The sequence below is a fragment of the Coxiella endosymbiont of Ornithodoros maritimus genome (genome assembly GCF_907164965.1).
Lineage (GTDB): Bacteria > Pseudomonadota > Gammaproteobacteria > Coxiellales > Coxiellaceae > Coxiella.
Genome location: NZ_CAJRAM010000100.1, coordinates 1 through 16,179, shown reverse-complemented (window position 1 = coordinate 16,179; position 16,179 = coordinate 1). Strand labels below are relative to the sequence as shown.

Sequence of the window (16,179 nt, the reverse complement as noted above, 5' to 3'; positions counted from 1 at the left end):
GATGCGGCAGAATTCGATCGAATCTCGATGGAGATCGCTAAGACTATTCAAAAAGAACAACAAGCAGAAGCGTATAAAAAACTGATTCAGAATCTGAGAAAAATAAAGCTTATCTTGAAGCTTCACAGCCATTACCACAGAGTCATGTCATTTCAGACAGTAACTTTTCTGCGCTTTCTTCATTGAAATTCGATTTTGAAAATTCATTGACTGATTTCCAGGATGAATTGTAAAGGTCAATACAGTAAGTGCCTGAGAATAATGTTATTTCGCAAACAACGGCGAATCAAATTAAAAAAGTAATTGACTTACCACTCGAAGAAATTTCTGTGCAAGAAAAAATTGAAGAGTGCTACCGGTAATTAGTTAGGCCGCAGCCTTCAGTTTCTGTTTTAGATTAAGAATTGAAACAAATGGCTCCTGTACTCCGACCGCAAGTGACTCAATTATGGGAAATTGGAAGGGATCCTCTGAATGAACATTTTGTGAATATCGATCAAGCGTTAGCGGTGTCAGTCCTTTTTGATGTTTACACTAATCGTTTCGCGCAGCAATGTGATGCGATATACTTAGTGCAAATGCGCAGGCTTTTTAGAAAACTACTTTCTACGCGCTTCTAACGGTAGTTTCGCCAATCTTTTTAGTCGTTCTTATTCGTCGCGATTTTTTAACCGATGGCTTATTGACAACGTGGTCATGATGAAGCGTTAGAAAGAGAGACCTTGACTACCTCAATGGGCCTCTAATAATAAAAAAGGGGTGGTCGCTATAACCACCCCGGGTTGGTGATTCCTACTAAGCAGTTCTATCCTTAGATCTTTCTCTTTCCATGAGATAAAGTCCCATAACTTCGTGGTTACCTTTTCAGAAAGGACAATCTTATTAATCGCTTAAATTTATAAATAATTTAGCAGTTCTTCGAAGAAGAACAACAATCCCCAAAAAAGACTAACGTATAAAAGGAATTTTTCTTTTGTGAGAAAATAAAAATACTCATTCATTTAAATAATTAAATATTTTTGGATAAATTTTTGCTGCTAACAGCGTTGTAGTAACTAGTAAAACTACTGACGAAGTGTTGAGATATTTCTTACAAATGAGCTTGAAGAATTTCGATAACAGGATTGGTATCAGGATAAATGCTGAACCATAAATAAAAAACCGCAGCGTTGTGTTCTACTAGCATACCAAGGCCATCAAAATTATATTTTACGTCTTGATCTTGTGCCCATTGCAGAAAGGGCGAAGCACTTTTGCCATAAGAAAGATCATAGCAACAACTCTGCGGGCCAACAAGAGCATCGGGAAGCGGAGGAAATTTTCCTTGATGCCCTAAGCTGGTCGCATGAATAATGACGTAATATCGGATAGGTTCTAATTCATCGAACCCGCCGCCTTGAATTTCACCGCGCAAATGAAAAGTTTTCGCTAATGCATGTGCTTTAGAAGCCGTACGATTGACGATAACTATTTTTTCCGGTGCTGCATTTAGTAGCGGCCCTAAAATACCGTGCGTTGCCCCACCTGCGCCGACAATTAAAATGGATTTTTGAGTCAGTGTGATATTGTGATTGCGAGTGAGATCCTGCATTAACCCCAGTCCATCATAATTCATAGCATAAATAGTACCGTCTTCTCGAAATTTCAAAGCGCTGGCCGCGCGGGCTTCATTTGCTTCTTGACTACGTTTATCAGCTAATTGGTATGCTTCTTCTTTGAAAGGCAAAGTAATATTAGCGCCTTTCCCTCCTTCGTCGTGGAATTTTTTACGGCGGCAGTAAATCCATTCACCAGCGCTTTTATTTTTAAATAATTGAAGGATTGATTCGTTTGCTTTTTAAACGCTTGAAAAATAACAGGTGATAAACTGTGTTCAACAGGGTTGCCAATGACAGCGTATTTATCCATATTTTCGCTCAGAAAATTTTACCAGAAATTCGCATAGACGATCTTCTAAATGACTATAGGCATGGGTTTCGCCAACGAAACCATTAATCATGATCGCAAATGATAATACCTTATTCTGACGAGTTCGCAAATAGCCCGCTAAGGCTGAAACCCCTGCCATTGAGCCGGTTTTAGCGTGGACTCGCTCGAAATTAGCAATAGAGCGCATGCGACCGGCAAGCGTTCCATCTTTGCCGCCAATAGGAAGTGCTTTTAACAAAGGATCGCGAATGGTTTTTTGATTGTAGGCAAAACGCAGTAATTTTGCCATTTGATCCGGACTAACGAGATTATAACGCGAAAGTCCTGCACCGTCATTAATTAAATTATTTTTGAAATTAATGCCGGTGGGCTCTAATATTTTTTTAATGCGCGCAGTCCGTTTTGCCAAGTACCGGGTTTTTTATAAAATCGTTCCCCGATTTTTTTTAGCAATGAATCCGTCGTTAAATTGTCAGAATTCTTCAACATTTCTTTTAACATGTTGCGAATCGGTGGCGATTTGTGCTTCGCTAGTACGACATCATTAGCACTAGAAGCCGCTAAGAGAATTGGACCTTGGTACTCAATAACATTATCAACGAGCGCCTGTTTGAGCAGCATGTTGGCGTAGATGAACCGGGTTTCGGATGGCTAGTATGCGTCATTGCTGTCCCCACGCGTGGTTAATGCAGCCTGCCAATTGATAGTTATTGCGATTATCACTGTAAACAGTCAACGGGCACTGTTTAATTTGATGGGCAGTTGTTCTTACGCGATTAGAAAAATGAGCCACGCCCGCTGGGAGAATAGACGATAGCGTTGGCTGGCCGTTGCCTTTTTTGGCCAGCAAAATATGCAATAAAAATTTATTGCGGTTGATAACAATGGCGCTCACCGAAGCGGCATAAAACCATAGCTTAAATCATCCCACATCCAACCCGGCGGATAAGGAACGTCTTATAAGCGGTATTATCGATATAGACATGGCCACTAATGCGATGGATACCCAGTTCTTTTAATTTTTCAATCAGTCGATTTAAATCTTCTGTCGTCAGTTCAGGATCTCCAGAGAATTTGAGCATTAAATTTCCTTGTAAAGTTTGTCCTTTAATGGCGCCGTTGGCGAGAAGTGTGGTGGTGAATTGATAATTCGGGCCGAGATAATACAATGTCGCTACGGCCGTAAATAATTTTTGTGTGCTTGCCGGCGAAAACAAAAATTGTGAGCGTTCGCTAAAAATAACTCGACCTGTTTTGACATCAATAACAATAAAACCCAAGTTAACTTTGGATTTAATGAACCGCAGAATAGTATTAATATTCGTTTGAGGGTTTTTTTTCTACAGCAAAAAGCGGTGAGCAAAATAAACTTAAGAAAATTGCAAGCTGGAAAGGCTTTTTCATTAGATTTCATTATCCAGTTTTTTTCGATCGCGACTCGCGATGGAAAAGATAATCAGGGCCGTCAATAGGATGATCGGAATCATAGTCAACCATACATAAGCTTTTACTAAAATGACCCCCGTTGTTAAAATCCCCAAGGTCACCCCTATTAGTAAGAAAATAATATCCGTATAAATGCCAGCCAAATACAATGTTAAGGCAAGCACCAGCAAGGTAAAAAGCCCCGCTTCTTGATGACTTACAATTCCGCGTTTAATAAAGACAGCAATTAAATAAACGGCAGCGATTAAACCGATCAAATGAAGGGTAATATGCCAATTATTGGCGAAGAAAGGAGTGCCTTGGCGCTTGAGATACCATACTAACCAAACGCAAAGAACAGCATCTATGGGGGACATGATGCAAGTGAAGATCCAATACGCGGCGCGTTGGATTTCCATAATAAAAAGGCTAATAAAAGCAAGCGCGAGCATAATAAAACCAACAATTAATCGCGCTTTCCACCGCTCACTGTATCAAGCAGCGGTTCCTTTGTTAAAGCGGGCTTTTGCATGTTGATATGTCCTTAATGGAGATACGCTACTTGATCGCTGTATTGATGTCATTGAGGTGAGTTTTTCTCGTCTTTGGTGTCATGAGTGACATAAATGGCAATTTATGATAGAAAGGTCGCCTTCCCTTTTTTTGGTTGGTATTTTTCATGTCGTATAGCAGCAAACGATTGCAATTACTAGCGCAGCCCTCTTTTCGGCGGTATGTGACAAGCTGTCTCTTGGCCACGTTGGGTTCAGGACTGAGCTACGTGACGTTGAGTTGGTTAATTTTAGAACTTGATGATTCGTTGGCCGCCGTTTCTGTAGCGATGTTGTGTTTTTGGGTGCCGACCGTTTTTCTAGGTCCGGTGGTGGGGGTAGTCGCTGATCGTTACTCACGTAAATGGTTAATCATCGGCGGGAATGCCATTCGCGGCTTGGTTTTGATTCTATTCGGTTGGTATTTCTACCATTCTTTATCGGCACATTTGATCTATATTTTGATGGCTTTGCTAGGCATAGGGTTCGCTGTCTATTTGCCCGCTACCATTGCGTTAATTCGAGAGATTGTGATTTCGGAAGATTTGTTGTACACCAATTCAACGATAGATATCGCTTATGAGATTGGCAATGTGGCCGGCATGGGGCTGGCTGGCACTTTTATCTCTTGGCTGTCGGCGCCAACCACTATTTTAATGACGGGAATTATTTTTATTTTTTCTACGTTGGCCGTAATTCGCGTGCGGCCTCATTTACAAAAGACTCGTAAAAAGAAAACGAGTTATCGATTTATTATTGATGATTTTACAGCTGGGCTAGTCTATCTTCGTATTAATCCAAAATTAATTGTTATTTATTCCGTGCAATTACTGGTATTAGTGTCGTTTATGACTGCAGGCGTTTTATTAGCGCCTTTTGTTAAGAATATATTACATGCCACGGTGGACAAATTTGGTCAAATTGATGCAGCGTTATCAGTTGGCGTTGTGATTGGTGGAATTTTTTTGCCGTGGGTAGCTGAACGATGGGGATTTATTCCGACCCTATTAGTGCTTTGTTTAGCGTTAGGTATTTTCTTTAGTTGGTTTGGTTTGAATCATTCAATTTTAGGAGCGGAAATTTTGTACCTTTTTATCGGGGTGTGCTTGGCTGTCTGGCCATTAATGGTGACAAAGGCGCAGTACCTGACGGAATTTCGTTTTCAAGCACGTTTGCAATCAGTATTTAATAGTATAAGCGGCATTATCATTTTATTGATCTATTTATTGGTTGGTTTGGGTAGTCATTTTATTTCCATTGAATGGCTATATGCTTTTGAGGCTTTTCTTGCTTTCATTTCACTTTTTCTACTGTGGATCTATCGAGATCTCTTTAAACAAAGATAAAACTGCGTAGTTATTGCGCTATGGGGCATTTTTTACTCTGGCTGCGGCTCGGTTTTTTGAAAGCAATTGTTCCGCTGTTTGTAATGGTGCTGCATTCCTAGGAGTGGAATAAATTATAAAATCTTGACCCGTTTTTTATAGTGCCATAACAGTGAAAGAATAAGGATCAGCAAAATGAGCGCAATAGATCTGATCCAATGTTGTTTCCATGAAGGACGTATTTCAGATCCCGTGGTTAATTCTTCAAATACGGTTTCAGAAGGAGATTCATTTTGTACATCTATTAGTAATTTCGCTTTAATAGCACTTTTAAAATAATATTATTTTAATTTGCACCTAGCTGGAGGTGAGCTTCGCATAGCACCTCCCTTCCACAATTCCTCTCCCGTTTACGGGAAGATAAAAAAATTATACCGCTTTCTTAAGCATTCGCCAAAAAGACCTTCAACTCTCGATCATCGACCTGCTCAGAAACGACAGCATGCCCAAGGCCTTCTAACAATATTAGGTGCAAGCGTTCGTTTGCTACCTTTTTATCCATATACATAGCCGATAATAATTCATCCAGATGGATGCTTTTGGGTAGGCCAATCGGCAAAGAAATTTGGGTAAGCAAACGACAAATTCGTTGCAAAGACGTAAAATCAAGCCAATTTTTGTGATGCGACAGTTGAGCAGCAAGCACCAACCCCGCTGAGACTGCTTCGCCGTGTAACCATTGACCATAACCGAGTAAGCGCTCAATAGCATGAGCAAAGGTATGGCCTAGGTTCAATAAAGCCCGCTCGCCACTCCTTTCTTTTTCGTCCCCATTCACGATATTGCGCTTAATTTCCGCCGCGCGCTTAATAGCAGCTTGCAAAAAAGTAAAATTACGTTGCAGCAGGTCCGACATTTTATTCTCTAAATCAGTAAAAAATTTTTCATCTTTAATAAGAGCTGCTTTGACTATTTCAGCCATCCCCGCTTTAAATTCACGTTCGGGTAAAGTGCTAAGTGTATTAAGATCAATAATAACTGCTTTAGGTTGACGAAAGGCGCCGATGAGGTTTTTTTCCGATAGGATGATTAACGGCCGTTTTACCGCCGATAGAGGCATCTACTTGTGCTAACAAAGTTGTCGGCACTTGAATAAAATCACCCCCCGCTGATAACAGGCGGCTGAAAATCCCGTAATATCGCCTATAACCCCGCCGCCCAGCGCAATCAGTGTCGTATCACGATGCTGATTGCTTGAAACGAGTTTATGGAGAATACGTTCCCAATATTCAAGGGTTTTATATTGCTCGCCATCCGGCAAAATAAACGTATCGCATTTGAAGTTTTGGTAAATGGCTTTGAGGGGGGACAGGTAAAAAGCGGCTACCGTTTGATTGCTAACAATCATCACTTGACGTCTTTTTACGTGGCGTTGAAGCAGCAGTTTATCTTGCAGAAGATTTCCTCCAATATATATAGGATAGAAGTGGTTGTTAACATTGACATTAACACGTTCTGTTTTCATAGAGTTGAGCAGGTTTTTTTAATATCGGCTAGAATTTGAGTGGCTAGCTGGCAGGGATTTAGATCGTCCGTCGGATAAACGAGGTTTGCCATTGCCTGATAAAAGAGGTTTTCGGATTTCATTAAGCTGTTGTAATTTTTCTTTGGAATCATTTTTAATAAAAAGAGGACGTCTCATCTTACCCTTTTGAGCAATTCGTCTTAATTGAGTGTCGATGGAAGCGGTTAAATAGATAACGACACCAGTTTCAGATATTTGTTGTCGGTTTTTTTCATCTAACACAACGCCGCCTCCAGTGGCTAAAACGATATTATCAAGTTTACAAAGCGCTCCAATCATTTCTCTTTCACGTCGACGAAAACCAGCCTCTCCTTCCATTTCAAAAATCCAAGCTATATCAGGCCGGTTCGTTTTTCAATCTCTTTGTCGGAATCGTAGAGTGTACATTTCGTCAACTTAGCAAGCTGGCTGCCGACGCTGGTTTTTCCCGCGCCCACAGAGCCGATTAAATATATTGGTGAGATTTTTTTCATAAGCGGAAATGATCTGTGGAGTTACAAAAATTAATAATCGTTTATACTCAGAAGAGCGCTATCGATGCCGAAATAATCCACCCAAAATAGGAATTTTATGGAGCCCTGGTATACCTCTATACCTCTTCCTGTTGCGTCGATTGCTCATAAATGCCGCCCAATACGACCGTGTCTCGGTTATTAACCATCACTTTAGTGGTGGTCAATTGCTGGGTTTGGATAGTGGGTTTGGATAGTGGGAACGCCATTCACCAAAAAAGAGCTCATTTTATCCTGATCGACATTCAATTGTAAAAGGACGCGGTTACCGGGTAAAACCACCGGTGTGACTTTTAGGCGTAAAATGGCCTTTTTGAAAGTTGCGCTGGTGTTGCCTTGCCCCGTTTTTTCCTGATAAGGGATCTCTTCGCCAGATTCAATGATGGCCGTTTGCCGATTATTAGTCAATTAATTTTGAGTACGGAAGGACTTGTGCCCTGCCTTCTTGTTCGAGCGCCGAAAGGGTCAAATCGAGCAATTGGCCATTTTTAAATTTTATAATGGGTATATCCGCTACTCCGAATTGAATAGTGGAACTAGGTTTATCTTCTATCAGCCCATCGTCAGATTGGGCGTTCTCTCCCTTAGTTCCAAATAAGATCCCCAAAGAATGTAAATTATGATCACTAATACTGATGATGCGCGCTTTAATTAAGACTTGGTGAATGGGAATATCCAGTTGACTCACGAGGGATTGAACGAGATGAATCTGACTCTGCCACTTACGAATCCACAGTTGATCGATGCGAACGTCAGCGGTGGTGTAACCGAATTTTGATAAAACACCGCTTTTTTACTGTTGAGAATGGCTGACAGTGATTTGGCATTCGCGTAATGAATTGGCATAATCAATGTCTTCATGGCAGCTTGGGTAGATGGTGATAAAATGAAAAGGTCGCGCTCACCCAGTGAATAAGACATACTAAGTAAAAAATAAGACCGATTGCTGTTTTAATCATGGAAAACCTCAATAGTGCATTGTAATGTGAGTTCATCATTTCTCTTTTGCATTTGAATTTGAGGTAGAACTAGTAAATGCGAAAAACACAAGATTTTTTAAAAAAATAATCATATTTAAAAAATTGCCTTAAATAAATAAATTAAATTGTTTAATAGGATTGTCGAATCTATTGCTTGTTTTTTTATATTCTATGTAGATTAACTGCAAATGATTTTTCTGTCAAAGTAAGGTTATAGTAGCTATTAATTGACTATCATCGATGGGTTCTTTTAATTTTTTATCTCTTTCTCATACAAATTTTTATCGAAAGATTGGTTTTTGATTATGGAAAGGTCATCTTATTTTTTCTTTAAAAAATTTTTTAAATAGTGTAACTCAATTAAGTGTAGGTAAAGAAAAAAGCAGTAAGCTATTTCAACAGCAGCAAAGTGAGTGATTAGAACGGCAGCTATTCTAACGCGTGTAGGATAGTCGAATCGTGAATGAAACATAGGGTTTTTGACTTAAATGAGAAAGTGAAATAGAACTGAACAATTTTTTAATTTCCTGAATGAAGTTCCAAACCACGTTGGTGTCATTAGAAATGCCTGATAGAATCCTCGTCCCTCTGTCAAACGATAGTTTTTTAAGATACATTTTTTGGAAGTGCTTCCGAGATGAGTTTTATGGGTGAAATAATGTCCCATTCAGCCAGTATTTTATTTATTTCCTTTGCTTTCGCTCTATCAACGAGAGGCAAAACAGCTAATTGCTTAGTTAAGAAAGCAATTTTCTTTTTTTCTAAACGGATTGAACGATGAAGCAAAAAATTCAGCCATCCGATGACGGCTACCGTAAGTATAAAACTTGCCAGCCAAAAACTATAAAACAAATAATTTTGTTGGCGTTGTAGTTTTTATTGTCATGGTAGGAGGCTAATATTCATGAAAACCAACCCGAGTCGCTAACGAGAAAGCAACCCAAAGACGCGGATCAAAGGAATTACCATTAAAAACTTTTTTATTAAATTGCGGAAATTCCGTAGAAGTTACCGCCATTTTTGCGTCCACTAAATATAATTGTTTAATCTTACTTGGTGGTTGTGTTTGATAATAAAAGCGCAATGCACGTTGGATATCTGACTCAATGTCTGCAAAATCGATGCTTACCGTATAGGTTAACAGCTGATGATCAAAAACACACAAGCGCAGTCGGTTATGTTGAAATAAAATAATGATAATGGCAAAAATGCCTATTTTTGCGTTAAAAAAATTAATCGGCCTCGTCGAAGCGAGGATATTAATATCCACCGTAATCAGCTTGATTTTTGTTTTGCTACAAGCGATCGTGGTTTCATCCACGTCAGATTTTTTAACAGCGAAAAAAATGGCAACTGGAAGGCTTTTGAGCAGGAGTTAGGCAATAGCAATAGCAATACATTTCTTCAGTGATAAGCCTAAAAAGCGATCGGAGTTGTTGTTGCAAAGAACACTGCCATTCGTTTTTTGTTCAAGTAGAATCGAAAGGAATGATTTTACTAAAAACTTTAAAAACTTGCTGATAATCGACTGAAACGATGGCTTTCGCGAGACCTGGCCATTGAGTTTGTAGCTCAAGCAACGCTTGGGCAAGATGAGTCTTTATAGGGATAATCGCCCGACCCTCTGTATACAAACAATCTTCCCAGCGGCGAGCTTTCAGCGCTCGGATTTCATGGTTTTCAATTTCGATACCAATTTGCGAGAATGCCATCCACCCACTTTAATCCCCGACTCACCTCACGCAATACCGGGGTTTAAGTGGTTATGATAAACTCTAGTCATGAGTAAAGTCCGCCATTTTGCCGTGCATACCATTTGGGCGTTGTTCAGCTTTGCTTTTACTATCATCTTGGCGATGGCTGTCATTTATGTTTACATGGAATGGCGGCTGCCGGACGTTAAAATATTACGCGATGTGCATTTGCAAGTCCCTTTGCGCATTTACACGGCCGATGGAAAATTAATTACTCAATTTGGGACTAAGCGACGAATTCCGGTGACACTGGATCAAGTGCCAAAATCACTTATCTATGCAGTGCTGGCTACGGAAGATGCCCGTTTCTATGAGCACCCCGGCGTAGATTTAATCAGCATTATTCGCGCCGCCAAAGCGTTCCTACTCACCGGCAAACGTTCGCAAGGTGCGAGCACGATCACCATGCAAGTCGCTCGTAATTTCTTTTTAATCCGTAAAAAAACCTATACCCGAAAAATTAACGAAATATTGTTAGCTTTAAAAATCGATAAGGAACTTAGCAAGAATAAAATCCTCGAACTTTATTTAAATAAAATTTATTTTGGTAATCACGCTTATGGTGTAGCAGCGGCAGCGGAAGTTTATTATGGAAGGCCGCTTAATCAATTAACATTACCCCAGATGGCCATGATCGCCGGATTGCCCCAAGCCCCCTCCCGAAATAACCCCTTAGAAAATCCTAAAGCGGCACTTCTGCGACGCAACCATGTGTTAAAGCGAATGTTAGAAGTCAACTTTATTACCAAAGAAAAGTATTTGAAAGCCATTAAAGCACCCCTCACCGCAAAGTACCATGCGGCTACTACTCAAGTAAAAGCCCCATACGTGGCTGAGATGGCGCGGGAAGTTGTTGTGGACCGATATGGCGAAGAGGCATACGACCACGGCCTTAATATTTATACGACGATTTCTTCGAAGCTTCAGGAAGAAGCCAACCGAGCGTTACGAGATGGTTTGATTGCGTATGAGGAGCGTCATCAGTACCGAAAACCACACCAAAATTTAGGCGTCTTTAAACGCGATGCCTGGCTTGCTGCTTTGAAGGGAAAACCAATGGTAGATGGCATTACCCCCGCGGGCGTTATTACCGTCAATAGGCGTAGCATAGTCGTATTGCTGCGGGATGGCCGCGCTATTACTGTGCCTTGGTCTGGTTTATCTTGGGCTCGCCCAGCGTTGGAAAATGGGTATGTTTGGGTTTCTCCGCGTCAGGCGAGCGATATTGTGAAAGTCGGCGATGTTGTTGAGGTCATTCAAGCACGGAATGACCAATGGTGGCTTACCCAAATTCCTGAAGTAGAAGGGGGTTTGGTTGCATTAGATCCTCAAGACGGCGCTGTTAACGCCTTGACAGGCGGGTTTGATTATGAACACAGTAATTTCAATCGTATCACCCAAGCTGAACGGCAACCGGGTTCTAATTTTAAGCCCTTTCTTTATTCCGCCGCACTGGCCAAAGGTTATACCTTAGCTAGCATGATCAATGATGCACCGGTAGTTATGCAGGATTCGGGTGAAAATGCGCTCTGGCGCCCGATGAACGATACGCGAAAATTTTACGGACCTACTTCTATTCGTGTAGGTTTAATGAAATCGCGTAATTTGGTTTCAATCCGATTATTACAAAAAATCGGCATCCCTTATGCAATTGAATATCTTACGCGATTTGGTTTTGATCCTAATGTTTTGCCGCATTCGCTTTCGCTGGCGCTTGGCAGCGCCGCGCTGCCTCCTTTACAGGTTGCTAGGGGTTATGCAATCTTTGCAAATGGTGGATATCGGATAACGCCTTATTTTATTTCGCGTATTGAAGATCAGTCGCAGGATGTTTTATTTCGGGCTAAACCACCGCGTGCCTGTAGCGCTTGCGTTACCAACCCCAATGCGACCGCAGAACAGTTACCTAATCCAATGGCTCCTAAAGTAATTACGTCGCAAAACGCTTATTTAATTACGCAAGCAATGCACGATGTGATCCAATACGGCACAGGCCGCCGAGCAAAGATATTAAACCGCCCCGATTTAGCGGGGAAAACCGGTACGACGAATGATCAAGTTGACGCTTGGTTTTCGGGATTTAACTCTAACTTAGAAACCACAGTTTGGGTAGGCTATGACAATTTAAGATCACTTCATGAATATGGCGCCCAAGCCGCCTTACCCATCTGGATTCAATTCATGAGGGCGGCTTTGCAAGGCCAGCCAAAAGCTTCATTACCCCAGCCCCCCGGAACGGTCATGGTCAGAATCGATCCCCATACCGGCCTTTTAGCCTCACCCAATCAACCAGAGTCGAGATTTGAAATTTTCCGCCAGCGTTACGCACCCACCCAATTTTCAACCGCCTCCTCCGACAACACCGGCGGTCCAAATGATAGTGATTCGGAAGACCAATATTTGTTTTAGCCCAACTAGCCTCTCCCGCAAGCGGGAGAGGCTAGTTGCCGTGAAGAAGGGAGTGAGCCGTTGAACAACATGTTATATTTTGAAAAAGGGGCCTGATGAACGTAAATATTTATCTCGAAGATGAACTGGGGAAAGAAGTTAACCGATCGGCCAAGCGGTTGCGTAAAAGTCGTAACCTTGTTATTTGTGAAGCGTTAAAAGAACGGGTCGCTTATCACAGTATTGCTATGGTCGATTTCGGTGATTAATTTTTCAGGCATTGAGGATTTTAAAGCTTTTGAGTCGCAGGGGAAAGAATTAAAGCCACCGAAAAAGGACCCATTTAAATGAAATTTTTATTGGACACGTGCATCGTCAGTGATTTTATTAAAGGCGACAAGCAAACGTCCACCTCCCAGATTGCTATTTCGCGCGTCTCCTTGATGGAAATCCAGTATAGTCTTCAATTAAACCAGGAACGTGGCAAAACTCTAAAAAAAGTAATTGACGATTTTATTCATTGCATTTCCATTCTTCCATTTACCGAGGGCGACGCCGATAAGGCAGCAAAAGCCCGGGCTTATTTATGCCGTCTAGTAAAGACCATTGGAGGTTATGGTATTTTAATCGCCGGTGCTGTGTTAAATAATCGTTTAATCTTAGTTACCTCCAAATTTAAAAGAATTTGCACACTTACCCTCTCTAAAAATTGAAAACTGGTGAAAGTGAGGGTTGAGTGGAAGTCATATCATTATCCAGCAGGCACAGCCCGCTTCGTCATCCCCGCCTGCGGGGGGGATGACGGTGGAAAAAATAACCTAGATGGGAAGACTTCTATTAAGGTTGTTTTTTAATCGTCATTTTGATTGAGATAAATTAAAATCAACAGCAGCAAAGTTGCATACAATCCAGCGCTAAATTAGGCATTATTAGGGCGACTGCCACATCATAAACCATTCGGCCCCTATTACACAATAAAATAACCAAAAAAAATATAATACAATTCCTAACCCTAAGTCGGCATTTGCCCAGGGCTTGGCTTGATTAAATTATACGGAATTTAAATGGCGAAATAATTGAGCAATCGCAATCCACAACAAAATTGCTGACAAACTTTCCATGACAATGGATAAGGACGTAAAAAATGTTTGCCAGGGAGGGTTAGTAATCGCGCGCTACATAAGAGAGGCACTTTTAAAGGTGGTATCCATACTCAACGTATGTCGAGCAAACTGCCAATTGGCATCAATCATAATCCGTGATATTAGTGAAGGCTACAATGGCAAATAACACCGCCGATGCCGCGACTAATAAAGTTCTTAAAAATCGTGAAAAAATCATAATTATTTTACTTTTCGAATATCGTATTCCAGTCTACCTTTTTCCTTTGCATATTGGCGGACTTCCTTGCCTCGAACAGACAAAAAATTTTTCCTTTCTGTAGGTAAAATGCTGGAACCTTGAGTATCTATCCAGCAATCAGGAGTTTCATTAAATCGCAACTGATGAATTTTTAGGCCCGGGTAATCTTCAAACAAAATTTCCAAGGCTAAAAATATTTCTCGGGAAATATTTTCTGCCGTGGGATTACAATAGTTATCCTTTCCGTTAAGCGACATTAAATAATACTTACTATTAGTTTTTTGACAGGCTTCAATAACAAATTTATCTTTAGGATTAGCTGCAAAACCGTGATCGAATTTATCATCGATCCATTGAGCGCCGACGCGTTTGATTTCTTTGAAATCAATGCAATAACCAATTTCACTTTGGGTTGAAAATTCAAAAGTCATTTGCACCGAAGCTCGATGTCCGTGGAGAGAATAACATTTGAAACACTCATCCATGACCCGATGGCCGAGGTCGACTTCAACGCGCCGAGCAATGTATTGTTTCATACCTATACCATTAAATATGTTTCTGAAATACTAAAAATATTTTCGATAATATCCAGAGTTTTATCAACCTCTTTATTCTCTTTATTGTGTGAGCAGCGAAAATAAATCCTGATTCAAAGGCAGAAGGCCCTACGTAGACGCCGTTATCAAGCATCTTATGAAAGAATGAGCGAAAATGCTTAGCATTGTAATTCGCCATTTGGGCATAATGGATTATGCGCTCCTCGCTTGTAAAAATCAAACCGAAAATCCCACAAGAAAAATTAACCGTCAACGGAATTTTAGCCGCTCTAGCACGCGATAAAATGCCAATCACTAACCGTTCAGTTTTTTCTTTTAAATTGGAATAAAAGTTTTCAGTAGTCAATTTTTTCAATGTCGCAAGCCCCGCTAGCATCGCAACCAGATTACCGGATAGCGTTCCTACCTGATAGACAGGTCCCTCTGGCGACAATTAGTTCATAATTTCACGACGGCCACCATAGGCCCCGACCGGCATACCGCCGCAAATAATCTTACCCAATGTGGTGAGGTCGGGCCGAACGTTGTAAAGACTTTGAGCACCGCCTTTGGCTACACGAAAACCCGTAATCACCTCATCAAAAATTAAAAGACTTCCGTATTGATCGCATAATTCACGCAACCCAGTGAGAAAATCAGGCGTGGCGGGAATTAAATTCATATTAGCAGCAATAGGTTCGACAATAATGGCAGAGATATCTTTTGAATATTTTTCAAAAAGTAGCGCCACAGAATCCAAGTCGTTAAACGCGGCTGTTAATGTATCTTGGAGCGTTCCCAACAGGACTCCCGGCGAGCCTGGCATCCCAAAAGTTAAGGCCCCCGAGCCCGGCGTTGACTAATAGGCAATCGGCGTGCCCATGATAACAACCCTCAAACTTGATAATTTTAGATCGACCGGTGAGACACCCCGCGCTAAACGCAACGCACTCATCGTTGCTTCGGTAGCCGAATTCACCATCCGCACCTTTTCGATGGAAGGCATGAACTCACCAATAAGAGCAGTGAGTTTAATTTCATTTTCGCAAGGGGCGCCAAAACTAAGACCATTTTGCACAGCTTCTTGGGTCGCTTGAACAACGGCCGGGTAAGCGTGGCCTAAAATCATCGACCCCATGAGCCCACGTAGTCGATATATTTTTTTCATCCACGTCAATTAAATAAGGACCGGAGGCTTTTTTAATGAAGCGCGGGACGCCTCCCAAGGCGCCGAAGGCGCGTACTGGAGAATTAACCCCACCTGGCATATAATTTTCAGCTTTGTTGAAAAGTGCGGCAAAATGATCAACCATTCTCCATTCCTTTTAAATATTAAACGAGATTAGGCAAATATTATGCCATACAAAAAGTACATGTGCTTATTATGCGGCTTCATTTACGAGGAAGAAAAAGGCTGGCCGGAAGATGGGATTACGCCTGGGACTCGGTGGGAAGAGGTCCCCGAGAATTGGCTGTGCCCCGAATGTGGCGCTATGAAATCCGATTTTGAGATGATTGAAGTTAGGGCCTAGTTAGGGCATATCATTAGCCACAAGCACAGTAAATTCATTTTAAACTTCGTGATTCCACGCAAGGGAAGTCCAGGCGCACCTTCGTGGGCCGCGCCCGTGTGCACTGGATCCCTGACTACGCGTGTCAACTTAAGGGAGCCAGGTAAAGAGGGAATATCAAGTAGTTAAAAAAAGCCCGTCATCTTCGTGCGTAGGCTGCCTACCGACAGACAAAGAATCGAAGGCTTTGAGACGGCCGAAGCCACGGGGATTGTGAGTTTCCATCATGATATAAATAGCGTTCAGAGAGAAATCCCCAGA

The 16,179-nt window shown here is 41.4% G+C and carries 6 protein-coding genes and 15 pseudogenes; 7 read left to right on the top strand and 14 right to left on the bottom strand.

The genetic code is table 11. From position 1 onward, the window contains the following. Positions 1 to 186: pseudogene (locus tag OWO34_RS09600) on the top strand (hypothetical protein); the annotation flags it as partial. Between the two features lie 710 nt (positions 187 to 896). Here the strand turns inward: OWO34_RS09600 and OWO34_RS08655 are convergent. From OWO34_RS08655 to OWO34_RS08640, 4 genes and pseudogenes are all read right to left on the bottom strand, one after another. Continuing rightward, positions 897 to 1,001, bottom strand: coding sequence for a hypothetical protein (locus OWO34_RS08655; protein WP_267257207.1), 105 nt, complete (start codon positions 999 to 1,001; stop codon positions 897 to 899). Positions 1,002 to 1,090: 89 nt separating this feature from the next. After that, positions 1,091 to 1,908, bottom strand: a pseudogene (gene aroE, locus OWO34_RS08650) (shikimate dehydrogenase). Next, a pseudogene (gene dacB / locus OWO34_RS08645) lies at positions 1,901 to 3,333 on the bottom strand (D-alanyl-D-alanine carboxypeptidase/D-alanyl-D-alanine endopeptidase). The pseudogenes aroE and dacB overlap by 8 nt, the downstream one beginning before the upstream one ends. Continuing rightward, positions 3,333 to 3,886: pseudogene (locus tag OWO34_RS08640) on the bottom strand (hypothetical protein). The pseudogenes dacB and OWO34_RS08640 overlap by 1 nt, the downstream one beginning before the upstream one ends. 135 nt (positions 3,887 to 4,021) lie before the next feature. Between OWO34_RS08640 and OWO34_RS08635 the strand changes: the two are divergent. Continuing rightward, positions 4,022 to 5,261: pseudogene (locus OWO34_RS08635) on the top strand (MFS transporter). Positions 5,262 to 5,269: 8 nt separating this feature from the next. Here the strand turns inward: OWO34_RS08635 and OWO34_RS08630 are convergent. The 7 genes and pseudogenes from OWO34_RS08630 to OWO34_RS08600 all read right to left on the bottom strand — a co-directional run bounded on the left by OWO34_RS08630 (position 5,270) and on the right by OWO34_RS08600 (position 10,019). Beyond that, a pseudogene (locus OWO34_RS08630) lies at positions 5,270 to 5,535 on the bottom strand (hypothetical protein). A 137-nt stretch (positions 5,536 to 5,672) separates the two neighbouring features. After that, a pseudogene (aroB, locus tag OWO34_RS08625) lies at positions 5,673 to 6,755 on the bottom strand (3-dehydroquinate synthase). Then, positions 6,752 to 7,288, bottom strand: a pseudogene (locus tag OWO34_RS08620) (shikimate kinase). Before OWO34_RS08620 ends, aroB begins: the two co-directional pseudogenes overlap by 4 nt. Continuing rightward, positions 7,212 to 8,298, bottom strand: a pseudogene (locus OWO34_RS08615) (secretin N-terminal domain-containing protein). The pseudogenes OWO34_RS08620 and OWO34_RS08615 overlap by 77 nt, the downstream one beginning before the upstream one ends. Next, positions 8,279 to 8,549: pseudogene (locus tag OWO34_RS08610) on the bottom strand (type 4a pilus biogenesis protein PilO). Before OWO34_RS08610 ends, OWO34_RS08615 begins: the two co-directional pseudogenes overlap by 20 nt. A 364-nt stretch (positions 8,550 to 8,913) precedes the next feature. Then, on the bottom strand, positions 8,914 to 9,159 hold the full coding sequence (locus OWO34_RS08605) for a hypothetical protein (RefSeq protein WP_267257205.1): 246 nt from the start codon (positions 9,157 to 9,159) through the stop codon (positions 8,914 to 8,916). Between the two features lie 50 nt (positions 9,160 to 9,209). Continuing rightward, a pseudogene (locus tag OWO34_RS08600) lies at positions 9,210 to 10,019 on the bottom strand (type IV pilus biogenesis protein PilM). Positions 10,020 to 10,088: 69 nt separating this feature from the next. Between OWO34_RS08600 and OWO34_RS08595 the strand changes: the two are divergent. The 4 genes and pseudogenes from OWO34_RS08595 (at position 10,089) to OWO34_RS08585 (ending at position 13,162) form a co-directional block, all read left to right on the top strand. Further along, positions 10,089 to 12,470 (top strand): penicillin-binding protein 1A, encoded by a 2,382-nt coding sequence (locus OWO34_RS08595; protein WP_267257204.1) that lies wholly within the window; start codon positions 10,089 to 10,091, stop codon positions 12,468 to 12,470. Between the two features lie 95 nt (positions 12,471 to 12,565). Continuing rightward, positions 12,566 to 12,644, top strand: a pseudogene (locus OWO34_RS09975) (hypothetical protein); the annotation flags it as partial. Beyond that, a pseudogene (locus OWO34_RS09970) lies at positions 12,623 to 12,718 on the top strand (hypothetical protein); the annotation flags it as partial. The pseudogenes OWO34_RS09975 and OWO34_RS09970, both read left to right, overlap by 22 nt. A 78-nt stretch (positions 12,719 to 12,796) precedes the next feature. Further along, a complete protein-coding gene (locus tag OWO34_RS08585; protein WP_267257202.1) occupies positions 12,797 to 13,162 on the top strand; it encodes a PIN domain-containing protein in 366 nt (121 codons plus the stop codon). A 137-nt stretch (positions 13,163 to 13,299) separates the two neighbouring features. On the opposite strand, the pseudogene OWO34_RS08580 reads toward OWO34_RS08585, so the two are convergent. The 3 genes and pseudogenes from OWO34_RS08580 to hemL form a co-directional block, all read right to left on the bottom strand. Beyond that, positions 13,300 to 13,790 (bottom strand): annotated as a pseudogene (locus OWO34_RS08580) (DUF2165 family protein). A 2-nt stretch (positions 13,791 to 13,792) separates the two neighbouring features. After that, the gene (locus OWO34_RS08575; RefSeq protein ID WP_267257201.1) at positions 13,793 to 14,347 is read right to left on the bottom strand and encodes a 6-carboxytetrahydropterin synthase; all 555 of its coding nucleotides are present in this window, start codon (positions 14,345 to 14,347) and stop codon (positions 13,793 to 13,795) included. Positions 14,348 to 14,349: 2 nt separating this feature from the next. Further along, a pseudogene (gene hemL, locus OWO34_RS08570) lies at positions 14,350 to 15,660 on the bottom strand (glutamate-1-semialdehyde 2,1-aminomutase). Positions 15,661 to 15,702: 42 nt separating this feature from the next. Between hemL and OWO34_RS08565 the strand changes: the two are divergent. Next, entirely contained in the window at positions 15,703 to 15,879 is a 177-nt protein-coding gene (locus OWO34_RS08565; protein WP_267257200.1) for a rubredoxin, read from the top strand. Positions 15,880 to 16,179: the final 300 nt, after the last annotated feature.

What these genes read in the sequence shown, in the direction of transcription:
- OWO34_RS08655 (WP_267257207.1), bottom strand. Translation starts at nt 1,001, where the DNA reads ATGAATGAGTATTTTTATTTTCTCACAAAAGAAAAATTCCTTTTATAC.
- OWO34_RS08595 (WP_267257204.1), top strand. Translation starts at nt 10,089, where the DNA reads ATGAGTAAAGTCCGCCATTTTGCCGTGCATACCATTTGGGCGTTGTTC.
- OWO34_RS08585 (WP_267257202.1), top strand. Translation starts at nt 12,797, where the DNA reads ATGAAATTTTTATTGGACACGTGCATCGTCAGTGATTTTATTAAAGGC.
- OWO34_RS08575 (WP_267257201.1), bottom strand. Translation starts at nt 14,347, where the DNA reads ATGAAACAATACATTGCTCGGCGCGTTGAAGTCGACCTCGGCCATCGG.
- OWO34_RS08565 (WP_267257200.1), top strand. Translation starts at nt 15,703, where the DNA reads ATGCCATACAAAAAGTACATGTGCTTATTATGCGGCTTCATTTACGAG.